Origin of the sequence: Streptomyces griseoflavus (assembly GCF_014649995.1) — a bacterium.
In the GTDB taxonomy this organism is placed as follows: domain Bacteria; phylum Actinomycetota; class Actinomycetes; order Streptomycetales; family Streptomycetaceae; genus Streptomyces; species Streptomyces griseoflavus.
Window position 1 is genome coordinate 245179 of record NZ_BMUC01000003.1, and the last position, 25922, is coordinate 271100.

At 72.6% G+C, this 25922-nt stretch carries 27 protein-coding genes; 13 read left to right on the forward strand and 14 right to left on the reverse strand.

The features are described 5' to 3' along the window. Window positions 1-49: 49 nt before the first annotated feature. The 3 genes from IE172_RS09790 to IE172_RS09800 form a co-directional block, all read right to left on the reverse strand. A complete protein-coding gene (locus IE172_RS09790; RefSeq protein WP_190096737.1) occupies window positions 50-838 on the reverse strand; it encodes an electron transfer flavoprotein subunit beta/FixA family protein in 789 nt (262 codons plus the stop codon). A gap of 218 nt (window positions 839-1056) precedes the next feature. After that, the gene (locus IE172_RS09795; protein WP_190096738.1) at window positions 1057-1566 is read right to left on the reverse strand and encodes a flavin reductase family protein; all 510 of its coding nucleotides are present in this window, start codon (window positions 1564-1566) and stop codon (window positions 1057-1059) included. 214 nt (window positions 1567-1780) lie between these two features. Then, window positions 1781-2122: a TlpA family protein disulfide reductase gene (locus IE172_RS09800; RefSeq protein ID WP_229885917.1), complete on the reverse strand. Its 342-nt coding sequence runs from the start codon at window positions 2120-2122 to the stop codon at window positions 1781-1783. Window positions 2123-2375: 253 nt separating this feature from the next. On the opposite strand from IE172_RS09800, the gene IE172_RS09805 reads away from it, so the two are divergent. Beyond that, the gene (locus IE172_RS09805; protein WP_190096739.1) at window positions 2376-3104 is read left to right on the forward strand and encodes a lysophospholipid acyltransferase family protein; all 729 of its coding nucleotides are present in this window, start codon (window positions 2376-2378) and stop codon (window positions 3102-3104) included. 70 nt (window positions 3105-3174) lie between these two features. Here IE172_RS09805 and IE172_RS09810 read toward each other — a convergent pair whose 3' ends face one another. The 4 genes from IE172_RS09810 to IE172_RS09825 form a co-directional block, all read right to left on the reverse strand. Beyond that, window positions 3175-3747: a transglutaminase domain-containing protein gene (locus tag IE172_RS09810; protein WP_190096740.1), complete on the reverse strand. Its 573-nt coding sequence runs from the start codon at window positions 3745-3747 to the stop codon at window positions 3175-3177. A gap of 75 nt (window positions 3748-3822) precedes the next feature. Continuing rightward, window positions 3823-4893, reverse strand: a complete 1071-nt coding sequence (locus IE172_RS09815) for a threonine aldolase family protein (RefSeq protein WP_190096741.1) — start codon at window positions 4891-4893, stop codon at window positions 3823-3825. Continuing rightward, window positions 4890-5636 carry an SDR family NAD(P)-dependent oxidoreductase gene (locus IE172_RS09820; protein WP_190096742.1) on the reverse strand — a complete coding sequence of 249 codons (747 nt, stop codon included), beginning with the start codon at window positions 5634-5636 and terminating at the stop codon, window positions 4890-4892. The genes IE172_RS09815 and IE172_RS09820 overlap by 4 nt, the downstream gene beginning before the upstream one ends. A 38-nt stretch (window positions 5637-5674) precedes the next feature. Then, window positions 5675-7072 carry a DUF6421 family protein gene (locus IE172_RS09825; RefSeq protein ID WP_190096743.1) on the reverse strand — a complete coding sequence of 466 codons (1398 nt, stop codon included), beginning with the start codon at window positions 7070-7072 and terminating at the stop codon, window positions 5675-5677. A gap of 253 nt (window positions 7073-7325) precedes the next feature. On the opposite strand from IE172_RS09825, the gene IE172_RS09830 reads away from it, so the two are divergent. Continuing rightward, window positions 7326-8009 carry a glycerophosphodiester phosphodiesterase gene (locus tag IE172_RS09830; protein ID WP_190096744.1) on the forward strand — a complete coding sequence of 228 codons (684 nt, stop codon included), beginning with the start codon at window positions 7326-7328 and terminating at the stop codon, window positions 8007-8009. 22 nt (window positions 8010-8031) lie between these two features. On the opposite strand, the gene IE172_RS09835 is transcribed toward IE172_RS09830, so the two are convergent. Continuing rightward, window positions 8032-8574 (reverse strand): GNAT family N-acetyltransferase, encoded by a 543-nt coding sequence (locus tag IE172_RS09835; protein WP_190096745.1) that lies wholly within the window; start codon window positions 8572-8574, stop codon window positions 8032-8034. A gap of 83 nt (window positions 8575-8657) precedes the next feature. On the opposite strand from IE172_RS09835, the gene IE172_RS09840 reads away from it, so the two are divergent. Then, a complete protein-coding gene (locus IE172_RS09840; RefSeq protein ID WP_190096746.1) occupies window positions 8658-9056 on the forward strand; it encodes a VOC family protein in 399 nt (132 codons plus the stop codon). Window positions 9057-9123: 67 nt separating this feature from the next. On the opposite strand, the gene IE172_RS09845 is transcribed toward IE172_RS09840, so the two are convergent. Continuing rightward, a complete protein-coding gene (locus IE172_RS09845) occupies window positions 9124-9702 on the reverse strand; it encodes a MarR family winged helix-turn-helix transcriptional regulator (RefSeq protein ID WP_190096747.1) in 579 nt (192 codons plus the stop codon). After that, window positions 9699-11366: an FUSC family protein gene (locus tag IE172_RS09850; RefSeq protein ID WP_190096748.1), complete on the reverse strand. Its 1668-nt coding sequence runs from the start codon at window positions 11364-11366 to the stop codon at window positions 9699-9701. The genes IE172_RS09845 and IE172_RS09850 overlap by 4 nt, the downstream gene beginning before the upstream one ends. 158 nt (window positions 11367-11524) lie before the next feature. Here IE172_RS09850 and IE172_RS09855 point away from each other — a divergent pair, with 158 nt between their 5' ends. From IE172_RS09855 to IE172_RS09870, 4 genes are all read left to right on the forward strand, one after another. Further along, complete coding sequence (locus tag IE172_RS09855) at window positions 11525-12079, forward strand: DUF5134 domain-containing protein (RefSeq protein WP_190096749.1); 555 nt, start codon at window positions 11525-11527, stop codon at window positions 12077-12079. Window positions 12080-12167: 88 nt separating this feature from the next. Next, complete coding sequence (locus IE172_RS09860) at window positions 12168-13103, forward strand: M56 family metallopeptidase (protein WP_190096750.1); 936 nt, start codon at window positions 12168-12170, stop codon at window positions 13101-13103. 74 nt (window positions 13104-13177) lie between these two features. After that, complete coding sequence (locus tag IE172_RS09865; protein WP_190096751.1) at window positions 13178-13861, forward strand: phosphatase PAP2 family protein; 684 nt, start codon at window positions 13178-13180, stop codon at window positions 13859-13861. Window positions 13862-14070: 209 nt separating this feature from the next. Further along, window positions 14071-14748: a TetR/AcrR family transcriptional regulator gene (locus tag IE172_RS09870; RefSeq protein ID WP_190096752.1), complete on the forward strand. Its 678-nt coding sequence runs from the start codon at window positions 14071-14073 to the stop codon at window positions 14746-14748. On the opposite strand, the gene IE172_RS09875 is transcribed toward IE172_RS09870, so the two are convergent. Further along, complete coding sequence (locus tag IE172_RS09875) at window positions 14736-16238, reverse strand: LVIVD repeat-containing protein (protein ID WP_190096753.1); 1503 nt, start codon at window positions 16236-16238, stop codon at window positions 14736-14738. The two genes, IE172_RS09870 and IE172_RS09875, sit on opposite strands and share 13 nt — an antisense overlap. 211 nt (window positions 16239-16449) lie before the next feature. Between IE172_RS09875 and IE172_RS09880 the strand changes: the two genes are divergently transcribed. Next, window positions 16450-17112 (forward strand): DUF305 domain-containing protein, encoded by a 663-nt coding sequence (locus IE172_RS09880; protein WP_190096754.1) that lies wholly within the window; start codon window positions 16450-16452, stop codon window positions 17110-17112. Between the two features lie 61 nt (window positions 17113-17173). Here the strand turns inward: IE172_RS09880 and IE172_RS09885 are convergent, their stop codons facing one another. After that, window positions 17174-17635, reverse strand: a complete 462-nt coding sequence (locus tag IE172_RS09885; protein ID WP_190096755.1) for a DUF6214 family protein — start codon at window positions 17633-17635, stop codon at window positions 17174-17176. Between the two features lie 201 nt (window positions 17636-17836). On the opposite strand from IE172_RS09885, the gene IE172_RS09890 reads away from it, so the two are divergent. After that, complete coding sequence (locus IE172_RS09890; RefSeq protein ID WP_190096756.1) at window positions 17837-19186, forward strand: FAD-dependent oxidoreductase; 1350 nt, start codon at window positions 17837-17839, stop codon at window positions 19184-19186. A gap of 128 nt (window positions 19187-19314) precedes the next feature. Here the strand turns inward: IE172_RS09890 and IE172_RS09895 are convergent, their stop codons facing one another. Then, complete coding sequence (locus IE172_RS09895; protein WP_190096757.1) at window positions 19315-19674, reverse strand: ArsR/SmtB family transcription factor; 360 nt, start codon at window positions 19672-19674, stop codon at window positions 19315-19317. A gap of 124 nt (window positions 19675-19798) precedes the next feature. Between IE172_RS09895 and IE172_RS09900 the strand changes: the two genes are divergently transcribed. Further along, entirely contained in the window at window positions 19799-20878 is a 1080-nt protein-coding gene (locus IE172_RS09900; RefSeq protein WP_431987360.1) for an NADH:flavin oxidoreductase/NADH oxidase, read from the forward strand. A 246-nt stretch (window positions 20879-21124) separates the two neighbouring features. Beyond that, window positions 21125-21928 (forward strand): pectate lyase, encoded by an 804-nt coding sequence (locus IE172_RS09905; RefSeq protein WP_190096759.1) that lies wholly within the window; start codon window positions 21125-21127, stop codon window positions 21926-21928. Between the two features lie 76 nt (window positions 21929-22004). Here the strand turns inward: IE172_RS09905 and IE172_RS09910 are convergent, their stop codons facing one another. Continuing rightward, window positions 22005-22766: a PaaX family transcriptional regulator C-terminal domain-containing protein gene (locus IE172_RS09910; protein WP_190096760.1), complete on the reverse strand. Its 762-nt coding sequence runs from the start codon at window positions 22764-22766 to the stop codon at window positions 22005-22007. 73 nt (window positions 22767-22839) lie between these two features. Between IE172_RS09910 and IE172_RS09915 the strand changes: the two genes are divergently transcribed. Both IE172_RS09915 and IE172_RS09920 read left to right on the forward strand, forming a co-directional pair. Next, a complete protein-coding gene (locus IE172_RS09915) occupies window positions 22840-24528 on the forward strand; it encodes an acyl-CoA dehydrogenase family protein (RefSeq protein ID WP_229885919.1) in 1689 nt (562 codons plus the stop codon). Between the two features lie 93 nt (window positions 24529-24621). Next, window positions 24622-25776 (forward strand): WD40/YVTN/BNR-like repeat-containing protein, encoded by a 1155-nt coding sequence (locus IE172_RS09920; protein WP_190096761.1) that lies wholly within the window; start codon window positions 24622-24624, stop codon window positions 25774-25776. The last annotated feature ends 146 nt before the right edge of the window (window positions 25777-25922 follow it).

The following is a 25922-nucleotide window of genomic DNA, read 5'->3' on the forward strand; positions in this document are numbered from 1 at the left end:
CTCCTGCTTGCGAAGTATGAAGGGCGGGAAGCGAGTTGAGCCTCGTAGCTCAGATGAACTTCTGGCTCGCGAGGAACTCGGCGAGCTGCTTGCCGCCCTCGCCCTCGTCCTTGACGATCGTGCCGGCGGTGCGGGCCGGACGCTCGGCCGCGGAGTCGACCGTGGTGTAGGCGTTCTCCAGGCCGACCTCGTCCTCGTCGATGTCGAGGTCGGACAGGTCCCAGGACTGGACCGGCTTCTTCTTCGCCGCCATGATGCCCTTGAAGGACGGGTAACGCGCCTCGCCCGACTGGTCGGTGACCGACACGACCGCGGGGAGGGAGGCCTCGAGCCGCTCGGAGGCGGCGTCGCCGTCACGGCGGCCCTTGACGGTGCCGTCCTCGACGGACACCTCGGACAGCAGGGTCACCTGCGGCACGCCCAGGCGCTCGGCGAGCAGCGCCGGTACGACGCCCATGGTGCCGTCGGTGGAGGCCATGCCGGAGATGACGAGGTCGTAACCGGCCTTCTCGACCGCCTTCGCCAGGACGAGGGAGGTGCCGATGGCGTCGGTGCCGTGCAGGTCGTCGTCCTCGACGTGGATCGCCTTGTCCGCGCCCATGGACAGCGCCTTGCGCAGTGCGTCCTTGGCGTCCTCCGGGCCCACCGTCAGGACGGTGATCTCCACGTCGTCGTCGGAGTTCTCCGAGATCTGCAGCGCCTGCTCGACCGCGTACTCGTCCAGCTCGGAGAGCAGACCGTCCACATCGTCACGGTCGACGGTCAGGTCATCGGCGAAGTGCCGGTCGCCAGTGGCGTCGGGCACGTACTTCACGGTGACAACGATCCTCAAGCTCACGCCGGCTCTCCTACTGCATCGTCTTTTCTGGCTGCCTGCCTGCAGGCAGCATAGGCGCCTGAAGCGGGCGATCACGGTCGGGGCGACCCACGCTCCGAACCACATATTACTCGTCAGTACACCCAGATCGTTCCCGCTGAGCAAGCGCTTTGAACTGTGACCTTCGCAACGCAGCGTAACCGGAACTCGAACCACCCGCGACCAGAGGAAACCCCGGCTCAGTCCCGCAGGCCGTTGAAACGCCCCTGGTGGTAGAGGAGCGGACGGCCGTGGCCCGTGGGGTCGCCCAGCAGGACCTCGGCGATCACGATCCGGTGGTCACCGGCCGGCACCCGCGCCACCACCTTGCACACCATCCAGGCCGGCACGTCGTCCAGCACGGGGACACCCTCGGGCCCCTCCCGCCACGCGGTGGCCGGGCCGAAGCGGTCGGCGCCGCTGCGCGCGAAGGTCGCCGCCAGTTCCCGCTGGTGCTCCCCGAGGACGTGCACGCCGACGTGGTCGCTCGTCGCGATCACGGACCAGCTGGAGCTTGCGGCGCCGACCCCGAAGGACAGCATCGGAGGCTCGGCCGAGACGGAGGCGAGCGAGGTGGCGGTGAAGCCGACGGGGCCCCGGTGACCGGTCGCCGTGATCACGGCGACGCCGGCGGCGTGCCGGCGGAAGACGGAGCGCAGCAGGTCGGGCGAGGCGGGCCGGGCGGTGCCGAGGCCGGACGTGGCCGTCATGGGACTGTCCTTCTGCGAGAGGTGACGAGCGGGTACGCGGCTGCTCACCGGCCCGGCCGGCGCACACGCGCGGCACGGGCGGCCGCCGGGAGGCCGGGGAGCCGCGGGAGGCGCAGGAGTTCCGAGGACATGGGGTCAGGCTGACTACGCGTGGCATGCACAGTCAAGTCGATCCGGTGATGTGGGAGATGCCTCACCGTGCCCCCGGCGGTCCTCACACCGCCTCCCCCAGCGCCGCGATGACATCCGCCTTGCGGGGCTGGCCGGCCGCGCGCCGGACCTCCCGGCCGGCCGCGTCGAGGACCAGCACCGTGGGCGTCCGCACGATGTCCAGCCGGCGCACCAGGTCCAGACGGGCCTCGGCGTCGATCTCCACATGGGTCACGCCGGGCACCAGGGCGGCCACCTCGCCGAGCACGCGGCGCGTGGCGCGGCAGGGCGCGCAGAAGGCGCTGGAGAACTGCACGAGGGTGGCGCGTTCCCCCAGTTCCGCGCCCAGTCCGGCCACCGCCTCCGCGTGCGCCGACCGCCGTCCGTCGTCGTCCCGCTCTCGCACTCGCCCACTCCCGCCGTGGAATCGCCGTCAGCCCTCTCCAGCGTCCGGGGAACCCCTGGCATTCCCCGCCCGCGCAGGAAAACCGAGGTCGTTCAGGGTGGACGTGACAAGAATCTCGCCGCAGAAGGGCACCAAGACTGGTTCACCGGCCGTTCTTCGGGCACCATCTGCGACAAGCCGTAAACCTACGGCTCCGTAACTTTCGACTGGGAGCTTCCTTCCCAGGCAGAGAAGGAAGGGTTCCGACCCGCCCATGGCAGACCTCGTCTACCGTCCCGTCGTCGGCTTCGCCCGCACCCTGTTCAAGGTGTGGGACCTCAAGATCGACTGCCAGGGGTCGGAGAACATCCCGCGCTCGGGCGGCGCCGTGCTGGTCAGCAACCACATCAGCTACCTGGACTTCGTCTTCAACGGACTGGCGGCGCTCCCCCAGAAGCGGCTCGTGCGCTTCATGGCGAAGGAGTCGGTCTTCCGGCACCGTGTGTCCGGTCCGCTGATGCGCGGCATGAAGCACATCCCGGTGGACCGCAGGCAGGGCGAGGCGGCCTACGAGCACGCGCTGCGGTCGCTGCGGGCGGGTGAGATCGTGGGTGTCTTCCCGGAGGCGACCATCTCGCAGTCGTTCACCCTGAAGAGCTTCAAGTCGGGCGCGGCGCGCATGGCGCAGGAGGCCGGCGTACCGCTGATCCCGATGGCGGTGTGGGGCACGCAGCGGCTGTGGACCAAGGGACACCCGCGCAACTTCAAGCGCAGCCACACGCCCATCACCATCCGGGTGGGCGAGGCGATCGAGGCGTCCAAGGACAAGTACGCGGGCGCGATCACCCGTCAGGTGCGCGAGCGGGTGCAGGAGTTGCTGGAGGCGGCGCAGCGGGCGTACCCCGTGCGGCCGAAGGGGCCGGACGACACCTGGTGGATGCCGGCGCACCTCGGAGGCACGGCCCCCACTCCGGAACAGCTCCGCCAGGCCGAGAGCCACTGACGTCCCACCTGTCGCGCCACCGGCCGGGGCTGCGCCGTCACCCCCGGCCCGGCGCCGTCGCGCTCCCGCGTCAGAGGGTGGTGGGCAGGTTCCGCCAGAGGTGGGGGCGGTCGGGGGCGGAGCGCAGGGCGTTCAGTACGGTCGGATGCGGTACCGCGTACAGGACCGGATGATCCCGCTCCCCCGACGCCGGGTCGGGCGTGAAGGCCAGCCGCTCCCCGTCCAGGGAGAACCGCGCGTCCACGCCCGGCTTGTTGCCCCGCGGGTCCTGCCGGTGCCAGCCGCCGCGGAAGCGCACGGCGACCAGACCGTGGACCACACCGAGGTACTGGTAGCACAGCGCGGTCGGGATGTCCTCGGCGCGCAGCAGCGCGGCCAGCGCGTGCGCCTTGGCGTAGCAGATGCCGGTGCGCCGCTCCAGGACGTCGGAGGCGCGCCAGGTGACCCTCGGGTCGCCGGAGTCCTGCGAGTGCGCAATGGTGTCGCGCACGAACTCGAACGCCACCCGCGCATACTCATACGAGTCCGCCACGCCCCGCGCCAGCCGCGCCGCGGTCTCGCGGACCAGCGGATGATGATGGTCGATCACCTCGTCAGCGGCCACATACGCGGAGAGGTCCGGGTCTTCCTGGATGAGCTGCATGGCGCCAGAGCATAGGTATGCGGTCGACCAGCAATCAATGCATTTCCGGTCGACCGCATATCTATGCGTGTGCTGCTAGCGGGCCATCTCCTCCTTCAGCGCCGCCACGAACGTGTCCACGTCGTCCTCGGTGGTGTCGAACGCGCACATCCACCGCACGTCGCCCGCCGCCTCGTCCCAGAAGTAGAAGCGGAACCGCTTCTGCAGGCGCTCGCTCACCTCGTGCGGCAGCCGCGCGAACACGGCGTTGGCCTGCACCGGGTAGAGGATCTCGACACCGTGGACGGCGCGCACGCCCTCCGCCAGGCGCTGGGCCATCTCATTGGCGTGCCGGGCGTTGCGCAGCCACAGGTCCCGGGCCAGCAGGGCCTCCAACTGCACCGACACGAAGCGCATCTTGGAGGCGAGCTGCATGGACAGCTTGCGCAGGTGCTTCATGTGGCGGACGCCGTCCGGGTCCAGCACCACGACCGCCTCGCCGAACAGGGCACCGTTCTTGGTGCCGCCCAGCGAGAGCAGGTCGACACCGGCCGCGTTGGTGAAGGTGCGCAGCGGCACGTCCAGCGTGGCGGCGGCGTTGGCCAGCCGGGAGCCGTCGACGTGCACCTTCATGCCGTGCGCGTGGGCGTGCTCGCAGATGGCGCGGATCTCGTCGGGCGTGTAGACCGTGCCCAGTTCGGTGGCCTGGGCTATGGACACGACCTGGGGCATGGCGCGGTGCTCGTCGTCCCAGCCGTACGCCTCCCGGTCGATCAGCTCGGGGGTGAGCTTGCCGTCCGGGGTGGGCACGGTGAGCAGCTTGATGCCCCCGACCCGCTCCGGGGCGCCGCCCTCGTCCACGTTGATGTGGGCGCTGTCTGCACAGATGACCGCGCCCCAGCGGTCGGTGACCGCCTGGAGCGCCACCACGTTGGCGCCGGTGCCGTTGAACACCGGGAACGCCTCGGCCGCCGGTCCGAAGTGACTGCGGATCACCTGCTGGAGGTTCTCGGTGTACGCGTCCTCGCCGTAGGCGACCTGGTGCCCGCCGTTGGCCACGGCCAGGGCGGCGAGCACCTCCGGGTGGACCCCGGCGTAGTTGTCGCTGGCGAAACCGCGGACGTCCGGGTCGTGATGACGACGCGCGTCGGTCCTCGGTGGGTTCACGGCTTCTCGGTCAGCCACAGACGGTTTCCGTTCACTTCCGCGGCGGGCTTGTCCCAGACGCCGACGATGGCCTCGGCGAGGTCCTTGACGTCCGTGAAGCCCGCGAACTTCGCGTTGGGGCGGTCGGCGCGCATCGCGTCGTGCACCAACGCCTTCACGACCAGGATCGCAGCCGCCGAGGTCGGCCCCTGCTCACCCCCGGCCTTGCGGAAGTAGTCGGCCATGGCCAGCGTCCACGCCTCGGCGGCGGCCTTGCCGGCCGCGTAGGCGGCGTTGCCCGCGGTGGGCCTGGTGGCGCCGGCGGCGCTGATCAGGACGTAGCGGCCGCGGTCGCTGCGCTGGAGCACCTCGTGGAAGGCGAGGCTGGTGTGCTGCACGGTGCGCACCAGCAGCAGCTCCAGGAAGTCCCAGTCGTCGAGGCTGGTCTTGGTGAAGGTCTCGCTGCCGCGCCAGCCGCCCACGAGGTGGACCAGGCCGTCGACGCGGCCGAACTCCTTCTCGGTGCGGGCGGCCCACTCGCGGGTGGAGTCCAGGTCCAGCAGGTCGACCGTGTCACCGGTGACGGTGGCGCCGCCGTGCGCGTAGCGCGCCGCGTCGACCGCGTCCGCCAGCCGCTCCGGGTCGTTGTCCGAGCCGACGACGGTCGCTCCCGCCTCGGCCAGCCTGAGCAGTGCCGCCCGTCCCGCGGGTCCTCCCGCGCCGGCCACCGCGATCACCGCACCCTCGAGGGCCCCGTTCCCCATGATTCTCGCCTCCTGAGCAGTGTTGTGGACGAGATCGCTCACGCGGCGACCCGCTCGGCGCTGTCCGCGGTGATGCCCTTGGTTGCGGCGATCACGTTCTTCAGCTTCTTGGACAGTGCCTCATAGAACATGCTCAGCGGAAACTCGTCCGGAAGCACGTCATCGACGAGTTTGCGCGGCGGCAGCGTCAGGTCGAGGGCGTCGGGGCCCTTGGCCCACTTGGAGCCCGGGTGCGGGGAGAGGTAGCTGGAGACCAGCTCGTACCCGGCGAACCAGTGGACGAGCTTGGGGCGGTCGATGCCGTCGCGGTACAGCTTCTCGATCTCGGCGCACAGCTGGTTGGTGACCTGCGGGGCGCGCTCCCAGTCGATGCTGAGCCTGTTGTCGGTCCAGCGGACGACATCGTGCTTGTGCAGGTAGGCGAAGAGCAGCTGGCCGCCGAGACCGTCGTAGTTGCGCGTCCGCTCGCCGGTGACGGGGAAGCGGAACATGCGGTCGAAGAGCACCGCCACCTGTACGTCACGGGCCTGCGGGACGCCCTCGCCGGCGAGCTTCACGGCCTCCTTGAAGGCGGTGAGGTCGCAGCGCAGCTCCTCCAGGCCGTACATCCAGAACGGCTGGCGCTGCTTGATCATGAACGGGTCGAACGGCAGGTCGCCGTGGCTGTGGGTGCGGTCGTGGACCATGTCCCAGAGCACGAACGCCTCTTCGCAGCGCTTCTGGTCGTGCACCATGGCGGCGACGTCCTCGGGCAGCTCCAGGCCCAGGATGTCGACGGCGGCCTCGGTGACGCGGCGGAAGCGGGCGGCCTCGCGGTCGCAGAAGATACCGCCCCAGGTGAAGCGCTCGGGGGCCTCGCGCACGGCGATGGTCTCGGGGAAGAGCACCGCCGAGTTGGTGTCGTAGCCCGAGGTGAAGTCCTCGAAGGTGATGCCGCAGAACAGCGGGTTGTCGTAGCGGGTGCGCTCCAGCTCGGCCAGCCAGTCGGGCCAGACCATGCGCAGCACGACCGCTTCGAGATTGCGGTCGGGGTTGCCGTTCTGCGTGTACATCGGGAAGACGACGAGGTGCTGGAGACCGTCCTCACGGCTCGCGGCGGGCTGGAAGGCCAGCAGCGAGTCGAGGAAGTCGGGCACCTCGAAGCCGCCGTCGGCCCACCGGTCCAGGTCCTTGGCCAGCGCCTCGTGGTAGGCACGGTCGTGCGGGAGCAGCGGGGAGAGCTCCTCGACGGCTCCGATCACGGTGCGCACCGCGCGCTCGGCGTCGGCGCGGGCCGGGGCGCCGTCGGCGTCGAAGTCGATCGAACCGTCCTTGGACTGCCAGGGCCGGATCCGCTCCACGGCATCCTTGAGCACGGGCCACGCCGGGTGCTCGACCACCCTGGTCGCCGAAGGAACCTGCCCCTCGGCACCCACCTGCACAAGAATCTCCGTCATGTCCCATCCTCCACAAGAAAACCTCGCGTGAGGAGACCGTATACACAGCGGCTTTCTCCCAGCAAGGGGGACCTCCGGAAATTATCCTGCCGCACCCCGGCCTTCACCGCATTTTTTCCTGCGGAACACCCGGGTGGGTGGCGCTGCGCGCAATCGACGTCCAGCCTCTGGACGCGACGGGCACAGGCGATACGGTCCAGGAGGGCCGTAGGGACGCGGTCCCCCGCCGCCGTCGACGGAAGCGAGTCGAGTCTTGAACTTCCTCACCATCGGTCACCGCGGAGTCATGGGTGTCGAGCCCGAGAACACCCTCCGGTCCTTCGTCGCCGCCCAGGAGGCGGGCCTCGACGTCATCGAGCTCGATCTGCACCTGAGCAAGGACGGCGCGCTCGTCGTCATGCACGACACGGACGTGGACCGCACGACGGACGGCACGGGCGCCGTCGCCGACAAGACACTCGCCGAACTGCGCGCCCTCGACGCCGGGCACGGCGAGCGCGTCCCGCTCTTCGAGGAGGTCCTGGACGCCGTCCGGGCGCCGCTGCAGGCCGAGATCAAGGACGTGCGGGCGGCCAGGGCACTGGCCGGGGTGATGAACGGGCGGGGGCTGGCCGGCCGGGTCGAGGTCTCGTCGTTCCACGACGAGGCGATCGCCGAGATCGCCCGGCTGGTGCCCGGGGTGCGCACGGCGCTCATCGCGAGCCGGTACGACACCGGCGTCGTGGACCGCGCGGTCGCGGTCGGCGCCTCGTCCGTCTGTCTCAACATCCGCCGGCTCACCCTGGAGATCACCGAACGGGCCCGGAAGGCGGACCTCGCCGTGATCGGCTGGGTGGTCAACACCCAGGACCACCTCAGGCTGGTCCGGGCCCTGCAACTCGACGGGGCGACCACCGACTACCCGGAGATCAAACGCACCGGCCGCTTCACCGCGTGAGCGGCCGGGCGCCGTACGGCGGTCAGGCCAGTTCCTTCACCAGCAGCTCGAACTCCAGGTCGTCGCGCTGGGGGATGCCGAAGCGCTCGTCACCGTACGGGAAGGGCGTCATCCGTCCCGTACGGCGGTAGCCGCGCCGCTCGTACCAGGCGATCAGGTCCTCGCGCACGGAGATCACCGTCATGTGCATCTCGTCCACGCCCCAGGTCTCGCGGGCCCGGCGCTCCGCCTCGGCGATGATCGTCCTGCCCAGCCCGGCGCCCTGGAGAGCGGGACTGACCGCGAACATGCCGAAGTAGGCGTACGCGCCGCGGTGTTCGAGCTGGCAGCAGGCGACGACGCGGCCCTCGCGCTCCACCGTCAGCAGCCGGCTGTCGGGCGACCTGACGACCTCCAGCACGCCCTCGGGGTCGGTCCGCTGCCCCTGGAGGATGTCCGCCTCGGTGGTCCACCCGGCCCGGCTGGACTCTCCCCGGTACGCCGACTCGATCAGCGCGACGAGCGCGTCCACATCGGCGTCGGTGGCGTCGCGGAAGGTCAGTACGGAGTCGGTGGCGGATGACATGGCCGTATCCCCTGGTTCGTGTGCGCCGCTTCCGGCGTGGTTCGGACGGGGACGAGACTAACCCGGGCACTACGCTCGGCCGCATGGTGCATGTACTGAGCGGCCGTACCCTGCTCCGCCCCACCGACCCCGAGCGTTCCCGCGCCTTCTACGGCGGACAACTGGGCCTCGCCGTCCACCGTGAGTTCGGCACCGGCCCGCAACGGGGCACCGTCTACTTCCTCGGCGGGGGCTTCCTGGAACTCTCCGGACGCTCCGACGCCTCCGCCCCCGCCTCCCCGGACGTCCGGCTGTGGCTCCAGGTGGAGGACCTCACGGCGGCGCACGGGGAACTGGTGGCCAAGGGCGTCGGGATCGTCCGTCCTCCGGTGCGGGAGCCGTGGGGCCTGGTCGAGATGTGGATCGAGGATCCGGACGGCATCCCGATCGTCCTGGTCGAGATCCCGTCCGACCATCCGCTGCGCTACCGGCCGGGCATCTGAGGACGTCCGTCGCCGCGGACCGGGGGCGGCGGCGGACCGCCGCGGGCCTCGGCGGGCCGCCCGGTCCTCAGGCGCGCAGCGCGCCCAGCCGCCCTTCCAGCTGCCCGAGCAGCGATCCGAGCAGGGCGGCGAGCTCACCGAGTTCCGGACCGTCCAGGCCGGACAGCACGGCCGTCTCGTAGGCGAGCTGCGCGGGCAGGATGCCGTCGACCGTGTCCCGTCCGGCGTCGGTGAGCCGGACGAAGGCGACCCGGCGGTCACGGGTGTCGCCGCGGCGCTCCACCAGCCCGCGTTCGCTGAGCTGCTTGAGGCGCTTGGTGACCGCGGCGCCCGAGGAGAAGGTTTCGCGGGCCAGCTCGCTCGGGGTCAGCTCGTGTCCGGTGCGGCGCAGCGCGCCGAGCAGGTCGAACTCCGCGCGGGACAGCCCGGCCCGGCGCAGCGGGGCGTCCTCCGCCTGCTGGAGCAGGGCGGCGCAGCGGTTGATGCGGCCGATGACCTCCATGGGGCCGGTGTCCAGGCCGGGGTGGACCGCCCGCCACTGCCGGACGACCGCGGCGACGGTGTCGCCCCGCCGGCCCGGCAGGCCGGCGCCGGTGTCCCGGGGTCCCTCGTCGCCGGCCGCCGGTGGTCCTTCGGTCGCCGTCATGGCCGTACGTCCTCCGTGTGCGTGCTGGTGCCGGGGAGCAGCCCCTGGCGTCGTACCGTCGCCGCGAGCGTACGGTGTCCCGACTGCTCGGCGAGCACGACCCGCTCCTGGGGCACCGCGCGCAGCCACCACTCACCGGCCGCCGCGTCGGCGGTGGCCCGCAGACCGACCAGGGCGGCGGCCAGGTGGCGTCGGGCGGCGTCCAGGGCCGCGGGCTCGGCGTGCGGGTCCGCCAGCAGGCGGGCGGCGCCCTCGCGGGCGCGGCCGACGGTGGTGAGTGCCTCCTCGACCCGGTCGCCCGCCCTGCGGTTGGTCACCAGCATGGCCGCGGCGAACCCGGCCAGGGCGCCGACGAGGGTGTCCACGACGCGGTCGGCGACCAGCTCGCCGGTCGGCTGGTAGCCGGGGAACTCGGTGACGAGCAGGGCGAGGGGGGTCACGCAGACGCTGCCGAGCCAGTAATTGCGGCTGATGAACGCCTCCGCGCCGAAGTTGAAGGCGAGGCAGCACAGGACCAGGGCGAGCGGACCGAGGTGGGCCACCGGGGCGACGGCGGCGAAGATCAGCACGCCGACGAGGTTGCCGACGACCCGCTGGACGGTCCGGCTCCAGGTCAGGGTGATGTTGGCCTGGTAGAGCGCGGCCGCGGTGACCAGGGCCCAGTAGGGGCGGCCGACGCCGACGGCGAGGGAGGCGTAGCCGGCGAGCGCGCAGCCGAGCGCGGTGCGGACGGCGATCGGGGTGAGCCCGGTGAGCCTGCTCCACAGGGAGCGCGGCGCGAGAGCACGTTCCGCGGCCACGCCGAGGAGTTCGTCCGCGCCCGCGCGGGGGTCGTCGGGACGCGGAACCGGGCCGGTGCCGCGCAGGTCGCGGGCCCAGGCACGCAGGCGGGCGGGGTCGGCGTCGGCCGGCGCGGCGAGCGCGACCTCGGCACGGATCACGAGTCGTTCGAGCCCCCGGCGGACGGCCGAGGGCCGGTTCCCCGCGGCCAGCAGCGACTGCCACGCGGCCTGGACCGCGGCGTAGGCGTCGGCGCGGGCGCGCGGGTGGCCGTCACCGGCGTCCGGCTTCTCCGCGTACGCCGCGGCGGCCCTCAGCGCCTGGGCGGTGGCCCGGCGCTCCGGGCCGTGCGGCCGGACCAGCACGGGCGCCATGCCGACCAGCCAGGCCCACACGCCCGCCGCGGCGGCGAGCGCCAGGTGACCGGGCACCTGCCCGATGGTCTGGGGCACGAACAGCGCGGCGGAGCTGACGAAGATGAGGATCACATGGCCGGGCGGGCCGATGCGGGTGGCGTCGCACAGCGCCTTCTGCCCGGCGGCCAGGACGGATCCGACGGCGACCAGGACGACGGCGTTCGTGGTGAGCGAGGCGGCGACCAGGGCCACGGCGAGGCCGGCGAGCATGCCGAGGACCACCCACACCAGCGCCTTGGCGCGGGCGGCGTACGGACGGTTGTGGGCGTAGAGGGCACACAGGGACCCCGCCATGGTGTACATCGCGAGGTCGAGCCGGCCGAGGGCCACCAGGAGCAGGTTGGGCGGTGCCACCGCGGCGACCACGCTGAGGGCGGGCTTGAACCAGATGTCGGAGGGCCGCCCGAGGCGCAGTGCGCCGGCGAGCGGGAGACGCCGCGGGGAGGACGGGGGGAGGGCACTGCTCATGACGAACAAGGTTACCGGATAATTTACCAGTAAAAGATATCGTCCGACCTGCAGCGCTCCCCCGAACGCTCCCCGTGTACCCCCGTGCGCCCGCGTGCCCGTCGCCGGGTACGGGCATTCCCTGACCGACCGCCGTACGGGTCGAGGGGGAGGTGCACGTGCACGGACCGGCGTCGTCCGGCTGGCTGCTGGTCGCGCTCTGCGCGGCGACCGGCGCCTACTGTCTGCTGCGGATGCGCAGCCGTGTGGAGGAGCAGCGCCGTGCCGCGGGCGGCGAGGCGCTGATGGGGTTCGGCATGGCCGTCATGGCCGTGCCGGCCACGGTGTTCGCCCCGCCGCCCTGGGCCTGGCCGGCCCTCGCGGTGGTGTTCGGCGCGGCGGGGCTGCACGCGCTGTGGACGGCCCGCGCGGGCGCCCGCCATCTGCACCACCTGGTGGGAGCCGGGGCGATGGTCTACATGGCGGTGGCCATGGCCGCCTCCTCCGGCGGCACGCACGGGCACGGGCACGGCGGCTCGGGTGTCCCCCTGCTGACCGGGGCCCTGCTGCTCTACTTCGTCGCGTACGTGCTGGCGACGGGGATCCGCCTGGTGCCCGCGCCCACCGTGGCCGGGGGTGCGCCGGGCGCCCGCTGGGGCGACCGGCCGGAAGTGGCGCGGGCCTGCCGGCTGTCCATGGCGATCGGGATGGTGGCGATGCTGCTGGCGATGTGAGGCGCTCCCGGGTCCGGGACCGTCGTCTGCGTCACTTCGGGACGTCCGGCCGTATCCCTGGGCGGCCCGACGCTCATAGGCTGCGGTCATGATCCTCCCCGCGGTCCTGCTGGTGCTCGGCGTCCTGACCGCTGTCGCGGGTCCCCGGCTGCTGGCCCGGGCCGACTGGCCGGACCGCGAACCGGTGGTGGCGCTGTGGGCGTGGCAGTGCGTGATCTCGGCCGTCCTGCTGTGCTGCGCCCTGTCGATGACGTTCAGCGCGGCCGCCGCGTGGCACGCGGTGGGCGGCCACGTGTTCGCCACCGCGCCCCGGGCGGTCGCGGAGGCGTACTCCCTCGGCACGGCGGGCATCTGGGCGGCGACCACCGCGGTGGCGTTGGCGTGCGGCGGGCTGTGGAGCGCCGCGATGCTCGTCAGGGAGGTCGCGCGGGCCCGCGCGCGGCGCAGGGCGCGGCGGGCCCGGCTGCGTCTGCGGGCACCGCTGCTGCCCGGCGAGGAGGCGGGCTCCGGGCGTCTGGTCGTCCTCGAGGGCGAGCGGCCCGACGCCTGGTGGCTGCCCGGCAGCCCGCCGCGCCTGGTCGTCACCACGGCCGCGCTGCGCCGTCTGAAGGGCAGGCAGCTGGACGCCGTCCTGGCCCACGAGCGGGGGCACGCCCGGGCCCGGCACGACTGGCTGCTGCACTGCTCGTCGGCGCTGGCGGGCGGGTTCCCCCAGGTTCCGGTGTTCGCGGCGTTCCGCGACGAGATGCACCGGCTGGTCGAACTCGCCGCCGACGACACGGCCTCCCGGCGCGTCGGCCGGCTGACCACGGCCCTCGCCCTGGTCGGCCTCAACGAGCACCGCGGTGTGTTCGGGCCCTGCCCGGACGCGCGGGCCCAGGTGCCGGCCCGGGTGCACCGGCTGCTCACTCCCGCCGACCGGCTGAGCGCGGGGCGACGGCTGCGGCTGACCGCGGTGGCGTCGCTGGTGCCGGTTCTCCCCGTCCTGGTGGCGTTCGTGCCGGGATTGCGGGCACTGGGATAGTCCGCGGACCGAGCAGGGTCCGGCGGCGGTGACAGGACTGGCCCCGGAAGCCGCCGGTCCGCGAGGATCGCTCCATGCACACCCCCCACACCGACTCCCCGCCCGGACCCCTTCGGCACCGCTCCGCGGGCCTGCCCGCGGGAGTGCTGGCGCTGTCGTCGGCGCTGCTCGCGGCGCTGGTCGCCGTCGAGTGGAGACCGCTGCTGGGCCTGGACGGCGACATCTCCCGCGCCACCCACCGCTGGGCGGTGGCGGAACCCGGGCTGACCCGGGCAGCCCGGATCCTGACGGACTGGGTCTGGGACCCGTGGACGATGCGTGTGCTGTGCGCGGTGGCGGCGGGGCTGCTGGTGTGGCGGTACGCGGACCGGTGGACCGCCGGATGGCTGGTGCTGACGGTGGCCGTCGCGACGGCCGTCCAGCAGGGGCTGAAGGCCGCGCTGGACCGCGCCCGCCCGGTCTGGCCCGACCCGGTCGACTCCGCGCACTACGCGGCCTTCCCGTCGGGCCACGCCATGACGGCGACGGTCGTCTGCGGGCTCCTGCTGTGGCTCGTGCACCGTCACGGCCCGGGCCGCGCCTTGCGGCGTGCGGCGCTGGCCGTCGCGGTCGTCTCGGTGACCGGCGTCGGCCTCACCCGTGTCTGGCTCGGTGTCCACTGGCCGACGGACGTCCTGGGCGGCTGGCTGCTGGGCGCCCTGGTGGTGACGGTGGCGGTGGGCGTCCACAGGCAGCGCCACCCGAGGACCGCCGGATGACCGGGGGAAGGCGCCCTCTGCGCTTCTCATGAGCCTGTGCCACTCCGGCCCGGCACACCGGACGTCCGGCAGCGGACCCGGGCCGGCACCGGCCACCTTGGGCGATCCCCCGCGTCGCCCAAGATGACCGGCAGCCCGAAGCGGACCCGAAGGCCCGTCCGACGCGCTGAGTATAGTTGGCTGGCAACCAGTCAACGCAGGAGTCCAGCATGTCCCCGCGCAGCGCCCTGGTCAACGAGGAGTTGCGGAGACGTTCGAAGGAACGGCTCCTGCACGCCGCCGTCGAGCTGGTGGGCGAGCGCGGGTACGAGGCGACGACCCTCGGCGACATCGCCGACCGGGCGGGTTCCGCGCGGGGCCTGGTGTCGTACTACTTCCCGGGAAAACGCCAGCTCGTGCAGTCCGCCGTGCACCGGCTGATGCACCGCACCCTGGAGGAGGCCCTGGAGCGCGAGCCGCGCACCGAGGACGGCCGGGAGCGGATGGCGCGGGCCATCGACGCGATCCTCGGACTGGCGCGGGACCGGCCGGTCCTGATGCGCCAGCACATGGCGGGACTGCTGCAGGCCGAGGGTTTCCTGCCCTGCCCGGAACAGCGGCGCCTGGCCGAACTGCTGAGCGACACCGTCGCGCGCCACGGCTCCGAGGACATCGGAGCCGACTACCCGATGCTGCGCTCCCTGCTGATGGGCGCCGTGTACGCGGCCGTGATGCCGGGCGCGCCGATGCCCGTGCCCGTGCTGCGCGCGGAGCTGTTCGAACGCTACGGGCTCGACTGGGAGTCGGGCGTCCCGCCGGACACCGAGGCGTCCGGCGGGACGTGCGGGAAGGACCGGGCGGACACGGCCCGGTTCTTCGCGACGGAGCCGGGGGCTCAGTCGAAGTAGTCCGGCTGCGTCTGGACGTTGAGCTCACTCATGCGGACCCAGCGGGCCGGGTCGGTACGCCGGTCGTCGATCCTCAGGACGTCGAAGCCCTTGGCGATGTCGTTCGAGTAGATGTAGCCGTTGTAGTAGTACGCCGACCAGGAACCGCCGGTGGCGACGCGGTCGGTGCTCAGCGGACCGCGCTCGAAGTAGGCGATCTCCTTGGGCTTCGAGGAGTTGGTGAAGTCCCAGACGGAGACGCCGCCCTGGTACCAGGCCTGGACCATCAGGTCCCGGCCCCGGACCGGGATCAGCGAGCCGTTGTGGGCCACGCAGTTCTCGGTGTCCGCCTGGTGGCGCGGGATCTTGAAGTAGCTGCGGAAGACGAGCTTGCTCCGGTCCCCCTTGCCGACGATGTCGTAGATGCCGTTGGCGCCGCGGTTCGGGCCGATCTCGGCGTTGCAGGTGGCGCCGCCGCCACCGCCCAGCTCGTCGGTGAAGACGACCTTGTCGGCCCTCTGGTTGAAGGTGGCCGAGTGCCAGAACGCGAAGTTGACGTTGTCCTGCACCCGGTCGATCACCTTGGGCCGCTCGGGGTCCTTGATGGAGAACAGGATGCCGTCGCCCATGCAGGCACCGGCGGCCAGGTCCCTGGACGGCAGGACCGTGATGTCGTGGCAGCCGGTGGTCTTGGAGACACCCGGGTTGGTGGGCGCACCCGGGTTGCCGCCCCCGTCGGGGCCCTCACCCGGGAACAGCACCGGGAAGCCCACGACCGCCGCCTTGTGCGGCGCCTTGCGCGGCACCTTGATCACGGAGATGCCGTCGTGCGGCGGCCGGCAGTCGGGGTACGCCGCGTTCGGCGAGTACGAGGAGACGTAGACGTAGACGTTCTTGCGCTCGGGCACCAGCGTGTGGGTGTGCGAGCCGCAGGCGGTCTCGACGGCGGCGACGTAGCGCGGGTTGCGCTTGTCGCTGATGTCGAAGACCTTCATGCCCTCCCACGAGGACTTCTCCGTCGCCGGCTGCGTGGTGCTGTTGCAACTGCTGTCGCTGCGCGAGGAGTCGGTGGACAGGAAGAGCAGGTCCCCGGAGACGGAGATGTCGTTCTGCGAGCCCGGGCACAGGACCTGGGCCACCGTCCTGGGCGCCTTGGGGTCGCTGATGTCGAAGATGCGGAAGCCGTCGTAGTTGCCGGCGAACGCGTACCGGCCCTGGAAGGCCAGGTCCGAGTTGGTGCCGGACAGCGCGTCCTTGGGGATGTTGGCGACGTGCCGGATGTTGTCGGAGTGGACGATCTCGTCCTGGCCGGGTATCTCGCCGTTCTCGATGGCCTTGCGGGCCTCGGCCTGGTCGCTGCGCGAGACCTCCTTCTGCGCGGCGGGCGAGTCCCCCGGGTCGGGGATCGCGGCGGCCGGCGAGGCGGTGAGCAGGGCGGCCAGCAGACCACCGGCTGCCGTGGCGACTCCCAGCCGTCTGCGCCGGGTTCGGGAACCTCTCAACAGGATCACTGTTTTCCTCCCTGGTTCCGTTCACGTACGAACGGTTTCGCTCCGGCAGTATCGTCTTGGGCATGCTCATACCAACAGGGGGCAGCGACGCCGTCGCGACAAAGTTTTGTGATCAATGGTGTGCGGAAGCGTGCCAGGACGGTCGTCGACGCTCACCAGGCGTCCCGCCCTCGCTCCCCCACAGCGGCACCGCCAGCCACAGGAGGTCCTTGTGCACTACCGCCGCGTGCCACGCCTGTCCGTCCTCGCCGCCGGGCTGACCGCTCTGGCCGTACTCGGGCTCGTGAGCTGCGACTCCGGTGACGGGGAGACCAAGTCGTCCGCGGCGAGCGGGCCTTCGGTCATCGCACCCGGCAAGCCCGGGGAGGACAACCGGACCCTGTCGGCCGAGGAGGCCTCACGGCAGCGCGCGGAGGACGACTCCCCCAACTCCGCCGACGTGTCCTACGCGCGGATGATGATCGAGCACCACGCGCAGGCCCTCGAGATGACCGAACTCGTCCCGGACCGCGCCGAGTCGCCGCAGATCGTCGCGTTGTCCGAGCGCATCTCCGCCGCCCAGGAACCGGAGATCAAGGCGATGAGGGGCTGGCTGAAGGGCCACGACGAGCCCGAGCGGGACGACGGGCACGGGCACGACCACGCGACGATGCCCGGCATGGCCACGCGAGCCCAGCTCGGGCAGCTGCGCGCGGCCGACGGCAAGGCCTTCGACCAGCTCTTCCTCACCCTGATGATCACCCATCACCAGGGGGCGATCACCATGTCCACCGAGGTGAAGGGAGAGGGCAACAACATCTGGATCGAGGAGATGGCGGACGACGTGGTCGCCCAGCAGACGAGTGAGATCAGCCGGATGCGCGGCCTGCTGTGAGGGCCCCCCACGGGTGACCGTCCCGTCCGCCGACGGGCGCCGCCGGGGCGGGCGGCGGCGTTCAGCGGCGGGCGTGCCGCGGGGACAGCAGACCGGCGTCCCGCGTCCTGCCGATGAGCCGGAGCGCACCGCGCCGGCTGCGTCCGGTCTCGTCCATCACGGCGAGGACCGGATCGGCGCCGCGTTCCTGCGCCTCGCGGTACGCCCGGGCCACGAACCGCCACGCCTCCGGTCCGCGCGGCCGCACCGAGCCGTCGTCACGGTGCGCCCCCGTACCGGCTGCGTCGCCGGACCCCGGCCCGGCGCTGGCGCGCGCCAGCGGGCCCTCGATCCAGTCGGCGAACACGGCGAGGTCCTCCAGGGTGAGCGCCGGGCGGGCCTGGACGTCCTCCACGCGCACCCCTCCGTCGCAGACCGTCGCGAGCGCGTCGATCCTGGCCCCGTCTGCGAACTCGAGCCGCACATGGAGCCACCGGGTCGTCCGTTCCCCCTCGCGCACCTCCCACGCGGGCCACACGGACACCGCGCCCTCCGCGGGAGAGCGATCGGAAAGATGAAGAGAAGCTGCCTCGAGCACACACGCAACGTAACGGGGTGATCAGTTCCCTCCGCGGGAACACGCACCCCGGCCGGCGGACGGCACCCTGTCAGCGGAGCCCGACCGGTGCCATGCTGGGAGGCATCAGCGATCTCCTGTCGATCCCGCGGGGTGAGGAGTTCCGCCGTGCTGCGTGTCGCCGTGATCGGTTCGGGGCCGAGCGGGTGCTACACCGCCCAGAGCCTCGTCCAGCAGGACCCCCGGGTGCGCGTCGACGTCCTGGACCGGCTGCCGTGCCCGTACGGCCTGGTCCGCTACGGCGTGGCCCCGGACCACGAGAAGATCAAGTCGCTGCAGGACACCCTCCGCGCGGTGCTGGAGCACGAGCGGGTGCGTTTCCTCGGAGGGGTGCAGGTCGGGCCGGACGGGGTGCCGGCCGGGCGGCTGCGGGAGCTCTACCACGCGGTGGTGTACTGCGTGGGCGCGGCGACGGACCGGCGGCTGGGCATCCCGGGCGAGGACCTGCCGGGCAGCTGGTCGGCGACCGAGTTCGTGTCCTGGTACAGCGCGCACCCGGACGCGGTGGACGGCGGGTTCCTGCGCGGAGTGCGGTCGGCGGTGGTCATCGGCGTGGGGAACGTCGCCGTGGATGTCACCCGCATGCTGGCCCGGGGCGTGGCGGAACTGAACCCGACCGACATGCCCCACGCGGCCCTGACCTCACTCGCGGCGAGCCGGGTGACCCGCGTGCACATGGTGGGCCGGCGCGGACCGTCGCAGGCCCGCTTCACCACCAAGGAGCTGCGCGAACTGGGGACGCTGCCGGACACCGCCGTCGTGGCGGACCCGGCCGAGTGCGCGCTGGACCCGGCGTACACGGACCCGTCGGCGCTGGCCGGTCCGCAGCGCCGCAACGTCGAGGTGCTGCGCGGCTGGGCGGCCGGGGCGGCCCGGGACACCGGCGCGCGGCGGCTGATCCGCCTGCGTTTCTTCCTCCGTCCGGCCGGACTGGTGGCACGGGAGGGCAGGGTGGGCGCGGTGCGCTTCGAGCGGACGGTGCCGGACGGCCACGGGGGCGTCACGGGCACCGGGCGGTTCGAGGAGATCGAGGCGCAGCTGGTGCTGCGGTCGGTGGGGTACCGCGGGGTGCCGCTGGAGGGGCTGCCGTTCGACACGGCCGCGGGCACGGTGCCGCATCTCGCCGGGCGGGTCCTGCGCGGGGGCACCGTCGCTCCGGGCGAGTACGTGGCGGGCTGGATCAAGCGGGGACCGACCGGCGTCATCGGCACCAACCGGTCCTGCGCGAAGGAGACGGTGACGTCCCTGCTGGAGGACGCCCCGCTCCTCATGGACCGTGACCTGCCCGGCGATCCCCTCGCGGCACTGCGGGCCGAGGGCGTCGAACCGGTCGGGTGGCGGGGCTGGCAGGCGATCGAGAGGGCCGAGGCCCGCCTGGGTGCCTCCCTGGGCCGGGGCGTCGTGAAGCTCCCCGACTGGGAGGCCCTGCGGTCGGCCGCCCGAGCGGCAGGCGCCTGACCCCGGCCCCGGACCGCGCACGGGCCGCCACCTGCCGTCCGGGGGACAGCCGGGGTGCGCTCCCCCGCGCTGTCGCCCCCGGGGGGCGGCAGCGCGGGACCTCGCACGAGGAACGGGGCGAGCGCGCCTCACGCCCCGCTGTGGCGGCCGGCCTGGTGGGTGGCCGCGGTGAGCAGGGAGTCGAGCATGCCCGGGAAGAGGTCGTCCAGGTCGTCGCGGCGCAGGCCGTTCATCTTGGCGGTGCCCTCGTAGTTCTGCCTGATGACGCCGCTCTCGCGCAGCACCCGGAAGTGGTGGGTGGTCGTCGACTTGCTGACCGGCAGGTCGAAGTGCGAACACGACAGCGGCACTCCCTCGGCGGCGAGCTCGCGGACGATCCGCAGCCGTACGGGGTCGGAGAGGGCGTGCAGCACGCCCTCCAGCCGGATCTCCCCGGGCGTGGGGTGCGGCAGGTCTCGGCTGCTGGGGGCGGGGACTGCGGTCGTCACGTCGGCTCCACCTTCGTTCCGGAAGGAGACCCCATTGTACGAGAACTCTCGTAGTTTGACATCCGCCGTACTACGATGTCTATCGTACGACTCCTTGCCCCGCCCGCACCGAATGGAGCCCACCGTGAGCACGCTGTTCGAGCCGTACACCCTGCGCGACGTGACGATCCCCAACCGGGTGTGGATGGCCCCGATGTGCCAGTACTCGGCAGCACCGGACGGCCCCGGGGCGGGCGCCCCCGGCGACTGGCACTTCGCGCACTACGCGGCCCGCGCGGCCGGCGGCACGGGCCTGATCGTCGTCGAGGCCACGGCCGTGTCGCCGGAGGGCCGCATCTCGCCGCACGACCTCGGCATCTGGAACGACACGCAGGCCGAGGCCTTCCGCCGGATCACCGGGTTCCTCACCTCCCGGGGCACCGTCCCCGCCGTCCAGCTCGCGCACGCCGGCCGCAAGGCGTCGACCGGCCGGCCCTGGAAGGGCGGCGCGCCCCTCGGGCCGGACGCCCACGGCTGGCAGCCGGTGGCACCGAGCCCGCTCGCCTTCACCGAGAACCATCCGGTGCCCGACGAGCTGACCACCGAGGAGATCCGGCGGATCGTCGGCCGGTTCCGCGACGCCGCCCGCCGGGCGCTCGCCGCGGGTTTCGAGATCGCCGAGATCCACGGCGCTCACGGTTATCTGATCAACGAGTTCCTCTCCCCGCACTCCAACCACCGTACGGACGCCTACGGCGGTTCGTACGAGAACCGGACGCGCTTCGCGTTCGAGGTGGTCGACGCGGTGCGCGAGGTCTGGCCGGACGACAAGCCGCTGTTCTTCCGCGTTTCGGCCACCGACTGGCTGGAGGAGTCCGGCTGGACCGCGGACGACACCGTCCGCCTCGCCGCCGACCTGCACGCCCACGGCGTCGACCTGCTCGACGTCTCCACCGGCGGCAACGCCTCCGGCGTGCGCATCGCGACCGGACCCGGCTACCAGGTCCCCTTCGCCGCGCGGGTGCGGCGCGAGACGCCGATGCCGGTCGCCGCCGTGGGCCTGATCACCGACCCCGTACAGGCGGAGAAGATCCTCGCGGACGGGGAGGCGGACGCGGTGCTCCTCGGCCGGGAGCTGCTCCGCAACCCCTCCTGGGCCCGGTACGCCGCCCGTGAGCTGGGCGGCACGGTCCACGTGCCGGACCAGTACCACCTCTCCGTCTGACCGGCCCGGTCCCGCCGGCCGGTCAAGAGCCGGATGGCCCGGAGCGCCCGCCGCGCTCCGGGCCATCCGCGTGCGCGCACCTGTCCGAATCCGATGCACGCACCCCGTTGACCAGAAAGCGCTTACCCTCTACCTTCCGTTCATCGACGTGACCAGAGTGTTCGAACGGCCCCGTCGACGGCCGCCCATGTGAACGCCATCCTCATGGACGACCCGCACCCCCACACTTCGACAGAAGGTAACGACATGACTTCCGCGACACGACCACGCGCCCGCGGGCGCGCGCTGACGGGCGCACTCGCCACCCTGGGCCTCTCGCTTGGCATGGTCATGACCACCGGAGCGTCCCCGGCGGGCGCCGCCACCTGGCCCACCCCCAACGGCAGCCAGGGCGTCTCCTCCACCATCGCCGTGTCCGGCACCAAGGACTACGCGATGAAGCGCCTCTACGGCACCGGCGACCTGGGCTCGGGCGGCCAGGACGAGGACCAGGGCCCCATCCTCGAACTGGCGGACGGCGCGGTCCTGAAGAACGTCATCCTGGGCGCACCCGCCGCCGACGGCATCCACTGCAAGGGCTCCTGCACGCTGCAGAACGTCTGGTGGGAGGACGTCGGCGAGGACGCGGCCACGTTCAAGGGCAAGTCGTCGGGGTCGGTCTACACCGTCAGCGGCGGCGGCGCCAAGGAGGCCAGTGACAAGGTCTTCCAGTTCAACGGCGCGGGAACGCTGAACGTGTCGAACTTCGCGGTCAAGAACTTCGGCACCTTCGTCCGCTCCTGCGGGAACTGCTCCACGCAGTACAAGCGGACCATCAACCTCAACACGATCGAGGTGAACTGGAAGGGCGGCAGGATCGCCGGCATCAACACCAACTACGGCGACAGCGCGACCCTGCGGAACATCACGATCATCGGGGACAGCAGCAAGAAGATCGTTCCCTGCCAGAAGTACATCGGCAACAACACCGGCAAGGAACCGAGCAGCAACGGCTCGGGGCCCGACGGCACGTACTGCAAGTACGCGTCGTCCGACGTCACCTACCGCTAGTACCTCCCCCCACGGGGCGACGGCCGTACGAGGTGCCCGCACGGCACCTCGTACGGCCGTCCGCTCCCCCGCGCGTTCACTCGCCGTCCACCCGGGAGCGGACCTCCCCCGTCACCTCGCGCCGGTAGCCGGCGTACGCGGCCCGCAGCGCCTCGCCCGGCCAGTCGGCGGGCAGCAGGGCGGGCGGCAGGACGGGGTCGGCGAGCAGATGGCGCACGACGGCGGCGAACGCGGTGAGCCGGTCGGCGGGGCGGGCCGCACGGCCCACGTGCCCGAGGAGCACACGGGCCGTCGCCGACCAGGCCTCCAGTGGCCACAACCGCGCGGCGAGCTCTCCGGGGGGCCGGCCGGGGCGGGCCGTGCAGCGCTCGGCGACCGCGTCCAGAGCGGGAGGCAGAGGGCGTTCGAGGTTGGCGGGGCGCAGCCACACCCCCTCGCGCAGTTCGGCGAGCCGGAGGTCGGCGAGCCGGGCGCGCAGGTCCGCCCGTTCGGCGGGGCCGCGGCCCGTCGCGGTGACCACCACCAGTTCCCAGTCGCCGTCCCAGGCGCGCGTGCGCGGACGGACCGACTCGTCCTGGCGGCGCCGGCGTTCCAGCAGCCGGTCGCTGAGGCGGTAGCCGGCGTCGGTGCGCCGCAGATCACCGGCCGCGACCATCCGGCTGAGCGCCGCGCGGAGCGTGGACCCGCCGACACCGAAGCCGTCGACGAGCCGTCCGATGTCCTTCACCGGGAGCTCCGGCGAGTGGCTGCCGAGCAGCAGGCTCAGGACGACCGACCGCGCGGAGAGGGGACGCAGCAGCAGTTCGTCCGATGCCGGCGCCGGTTCGTTCCTCCGCATGGAGCCGTACTCTACGTCGCCGGCCATGTTGCATGATTGCTGCGGTCGCAGGAATAGTGCAACACTCGACGGCATGGCCACCACACTCGCGGACGAGCGGCAGCAGCACCCGGGCGCCCACGGCGCCACCCGTGACCTGACCCACGAGGTCACCAACCAGCCCCCTCCCCTGACCCCGTACGACGCCTCCGACGACACCGCCCTGCTGGAGGGAGTGCGGCGCGAGGGAGCCGGCTGGGCCGAGGAGGACCTGCGGCGCCTCGGCCTGCTGGCCGGCAGCGCACAGGTGCAGGAGTGGAGCGATCAGGCCAACCGCCACGAGCCCGAACTGCGCACCCACGACCGGTACGGGCACCGCGTCGACGAGGTCGACTTCCACCCGAGCTGGCACCACCTGATGCGCACGGCCGTCGCCGAGGGGCTGGCCGGCGCGCCCTGGGCGGACGGCCGGCCCGGCGCGCACGTGGTGCGCACCGCGGGCGGACTGGTGTGGGGGCACACCGACGCGGGACACGGCTGCCCGACGTCCATGACGTACGCGGCGGTGCCCGCACTGCGCCGGCAGCCCGAGCTGGCGAAGGTGTACGAGCCGCTGCTGACCAGCCGCGTCTACGAGCCCGGCCTGCGCACGCCGGCCGGGAAGGGCGGTCTGCTGGCCGGCATGGGGATGACCGAGAAGCAGGGCGGCTCGGACGTCCGCACCAACACCACCGCGGCGGCCCCGACCGCCGAGCCCGGCGTCTACACCCTGCGCGGGCACAAGTGGTTCACCTCGGCACCGATGTGCGACGTGTTCCTGGTGCTGGCGCAGGCGCCGGAGGGCCTGTCGTGCTTCCTCGTGCCGCGCGTGCTGCCGGACGGCACCCGCAACACCTTCCGCATCCAGCGGCTGAAGGAGAAGCTGGGCAACCGGTCCAACGCCTCCTCCGAGCCCGAGTTCGACGGGACCGTGGCCTGGCTGGTCGGTCCGGAGGGGCAGGGCGTGAAGACCATCATCGAGATGGTCAACTGCACCCGGCTCGACTGCGTGATGATGTCGGCGGCGCTGATGCGCAAGACGCTCGTGGAGGCGGGCCACCACGTGCGCCACCGCAGCGCGTTCGGGGCGCGGCTGGTGGACCAGCCGCTGATGCGCAACGTGCTGGCCGATCTGGCGCTGGAGTCCGAGGCCGCCACGGCCCTCACCCTGCGGCTGGCCGGCGCGGCCGACCGCGCGGTGCGCGGGGACGCCGGGGAGGCCGCGTTCCGCCGCATCGCGACGGCGGTCGGCAAGTACTGGGTGACCAAGCGCGGACCGGCCTTCACCGCCGAGGCCCTGGAGTGCCTGGGCGGGAACGGCTACGTGGAGGACTCGGGCATGCCCCGGCACTACCGGGAGGCCCCGCTGCTGTCGATCTGGGAGGGCTCGGGGAACGTCAACGCCCTCGACGTGCTCCGTGCGCTCGGCCGCGACCCGGCCACCGCGCAGACGCTCTTCGACGAACTCGCCCTCGCGCGCGGTGCGGACGCCCGGCTGGACGCCGCCGTGGCCGGGCTGAGGGAGCAGCTCGCCGCCGGATCGCAGGCCGGTGCCCGGCGGCTGGTGGAGCGGATGGCGCTGACGCTCCAGGGCTCGCTCCTCGTCCGGCACGCCCCGCCCGCGGTCGCCGACGCCTTCTGCGCGACGCGGCTGGGCGGCGACTGGGGGTACTCCTTCGGCACCCTGCCCGCCGGGGCGGGAGTCGACGCGATCCTCGGGCGCGCGCTGCCGGAGCGCGGCTGAGGCCGCCCGTCGGCGACAGCGGCGCCGACGGGCGGACGACCGGGCGGCACACGGTGCGACCTGCGGCGCGGCCCGATCCACAGGTGACTGTCAGTGGTGGGGTGCAGACTGGCCGGTGTCCGTAATCGAGACGTCGAAGGCGACGTCGCGGAGGTGATCGGCATGACCGAGGTACTGCTCGCCGTGGGTACCCGCAAGGGCTTGTTCATCGGGCGCCGACGGGGCGGCGTCTGGGAGTTCGACGAGAGTCCGTATTTCAACGCACAAGCCGTGTACTCGGTCGCGATCGACACCCGCGGGGCGAGCCCCCGCCTGCTGGCGGGCGGGGACAGCGCGCACTGGGGCCCGTCGGTGTTCCACTCCGACGACCTGGGCCGCAGCTGGACCGAGCCCGCACAGCCGGCCGTCAGGTTCCCCAAGGACACGGGGGCTTCGCTGGAGCGGGTCTGGCAGCTGCACCCGGCCGCCGCCGAGCCCGGCGTGGTGTACGCGGGCACGGAACCGGCGGCGCTGTACCGCTCGGAGGACCGCGGGGAGAGCTTCGAGCTGGTCCGGCCCCTGTGGGAGCACCCCACGCGGTCGAAGTGGGTGCCGGGTGGCGGAGGCGAGGGCCTGCACACCGTGCTCACCGACGAGCGTGATCCGCGGACCGTGACGGTGGCCGTCTCCACCGCGGGGGTGTTCCGCACGGTGGACGGCGGCAAGAGCTGGGCCCCGTCCAATTCCGGGGTCTCCGCGGTGTTCCTGCCGGACCCGGACCCGGAGTTCGGCCAGTGCGTGCACAAGGTCGCGCGGGACGCGGCGGACCCGGACCGGCTGTACCTGCAGAACCACTGGGGGGTGTACCGCAGCGACGACGCGGGCGGGCACTGGACGGACATCGGTGAGGGACTGCCGTCGACGTTCGGCTTCACGGTGGTCGCCCACCCCCACCGCGGGGACACGGCGTACGTGTTCCCGATCAACGCCGACTCCGACCGGGTCCCGGCCGGCCGGCGCTGCCGGGTGTACCGGACGTCGGACGCGGGCGCGCACTGGGAGCCGCTCTCGGCGGGGCTGCCCCAGGAGGACCACTACGGCACGGTGCTGCGCGACGCGATGTGCCACGACGGCGCGGACCCGGCCGGCGTCTACTTCGGCAACCGCAACGGCGAGGTGTACGCGTCGGCCGACGACGGCGACAGCTGGCGGCAGCTGGCGTCGCACCTGCCGGACGTGCTGTGCGTGCGGGCGGCGGTCGTGGGCTGACCCGCGCGGCGGGTTCGCGGGAAGCGGGTCCCCGGCTGCCGGCCGGAGGCCCGGTTCCCGCGACGGGCGTCGGTGCGGGGCGAGGACGCTCCTTCGGCGGGTGGCGGGCGGCTGCCACGATCCGCGGGTCGTGGCAGCCGGGATCC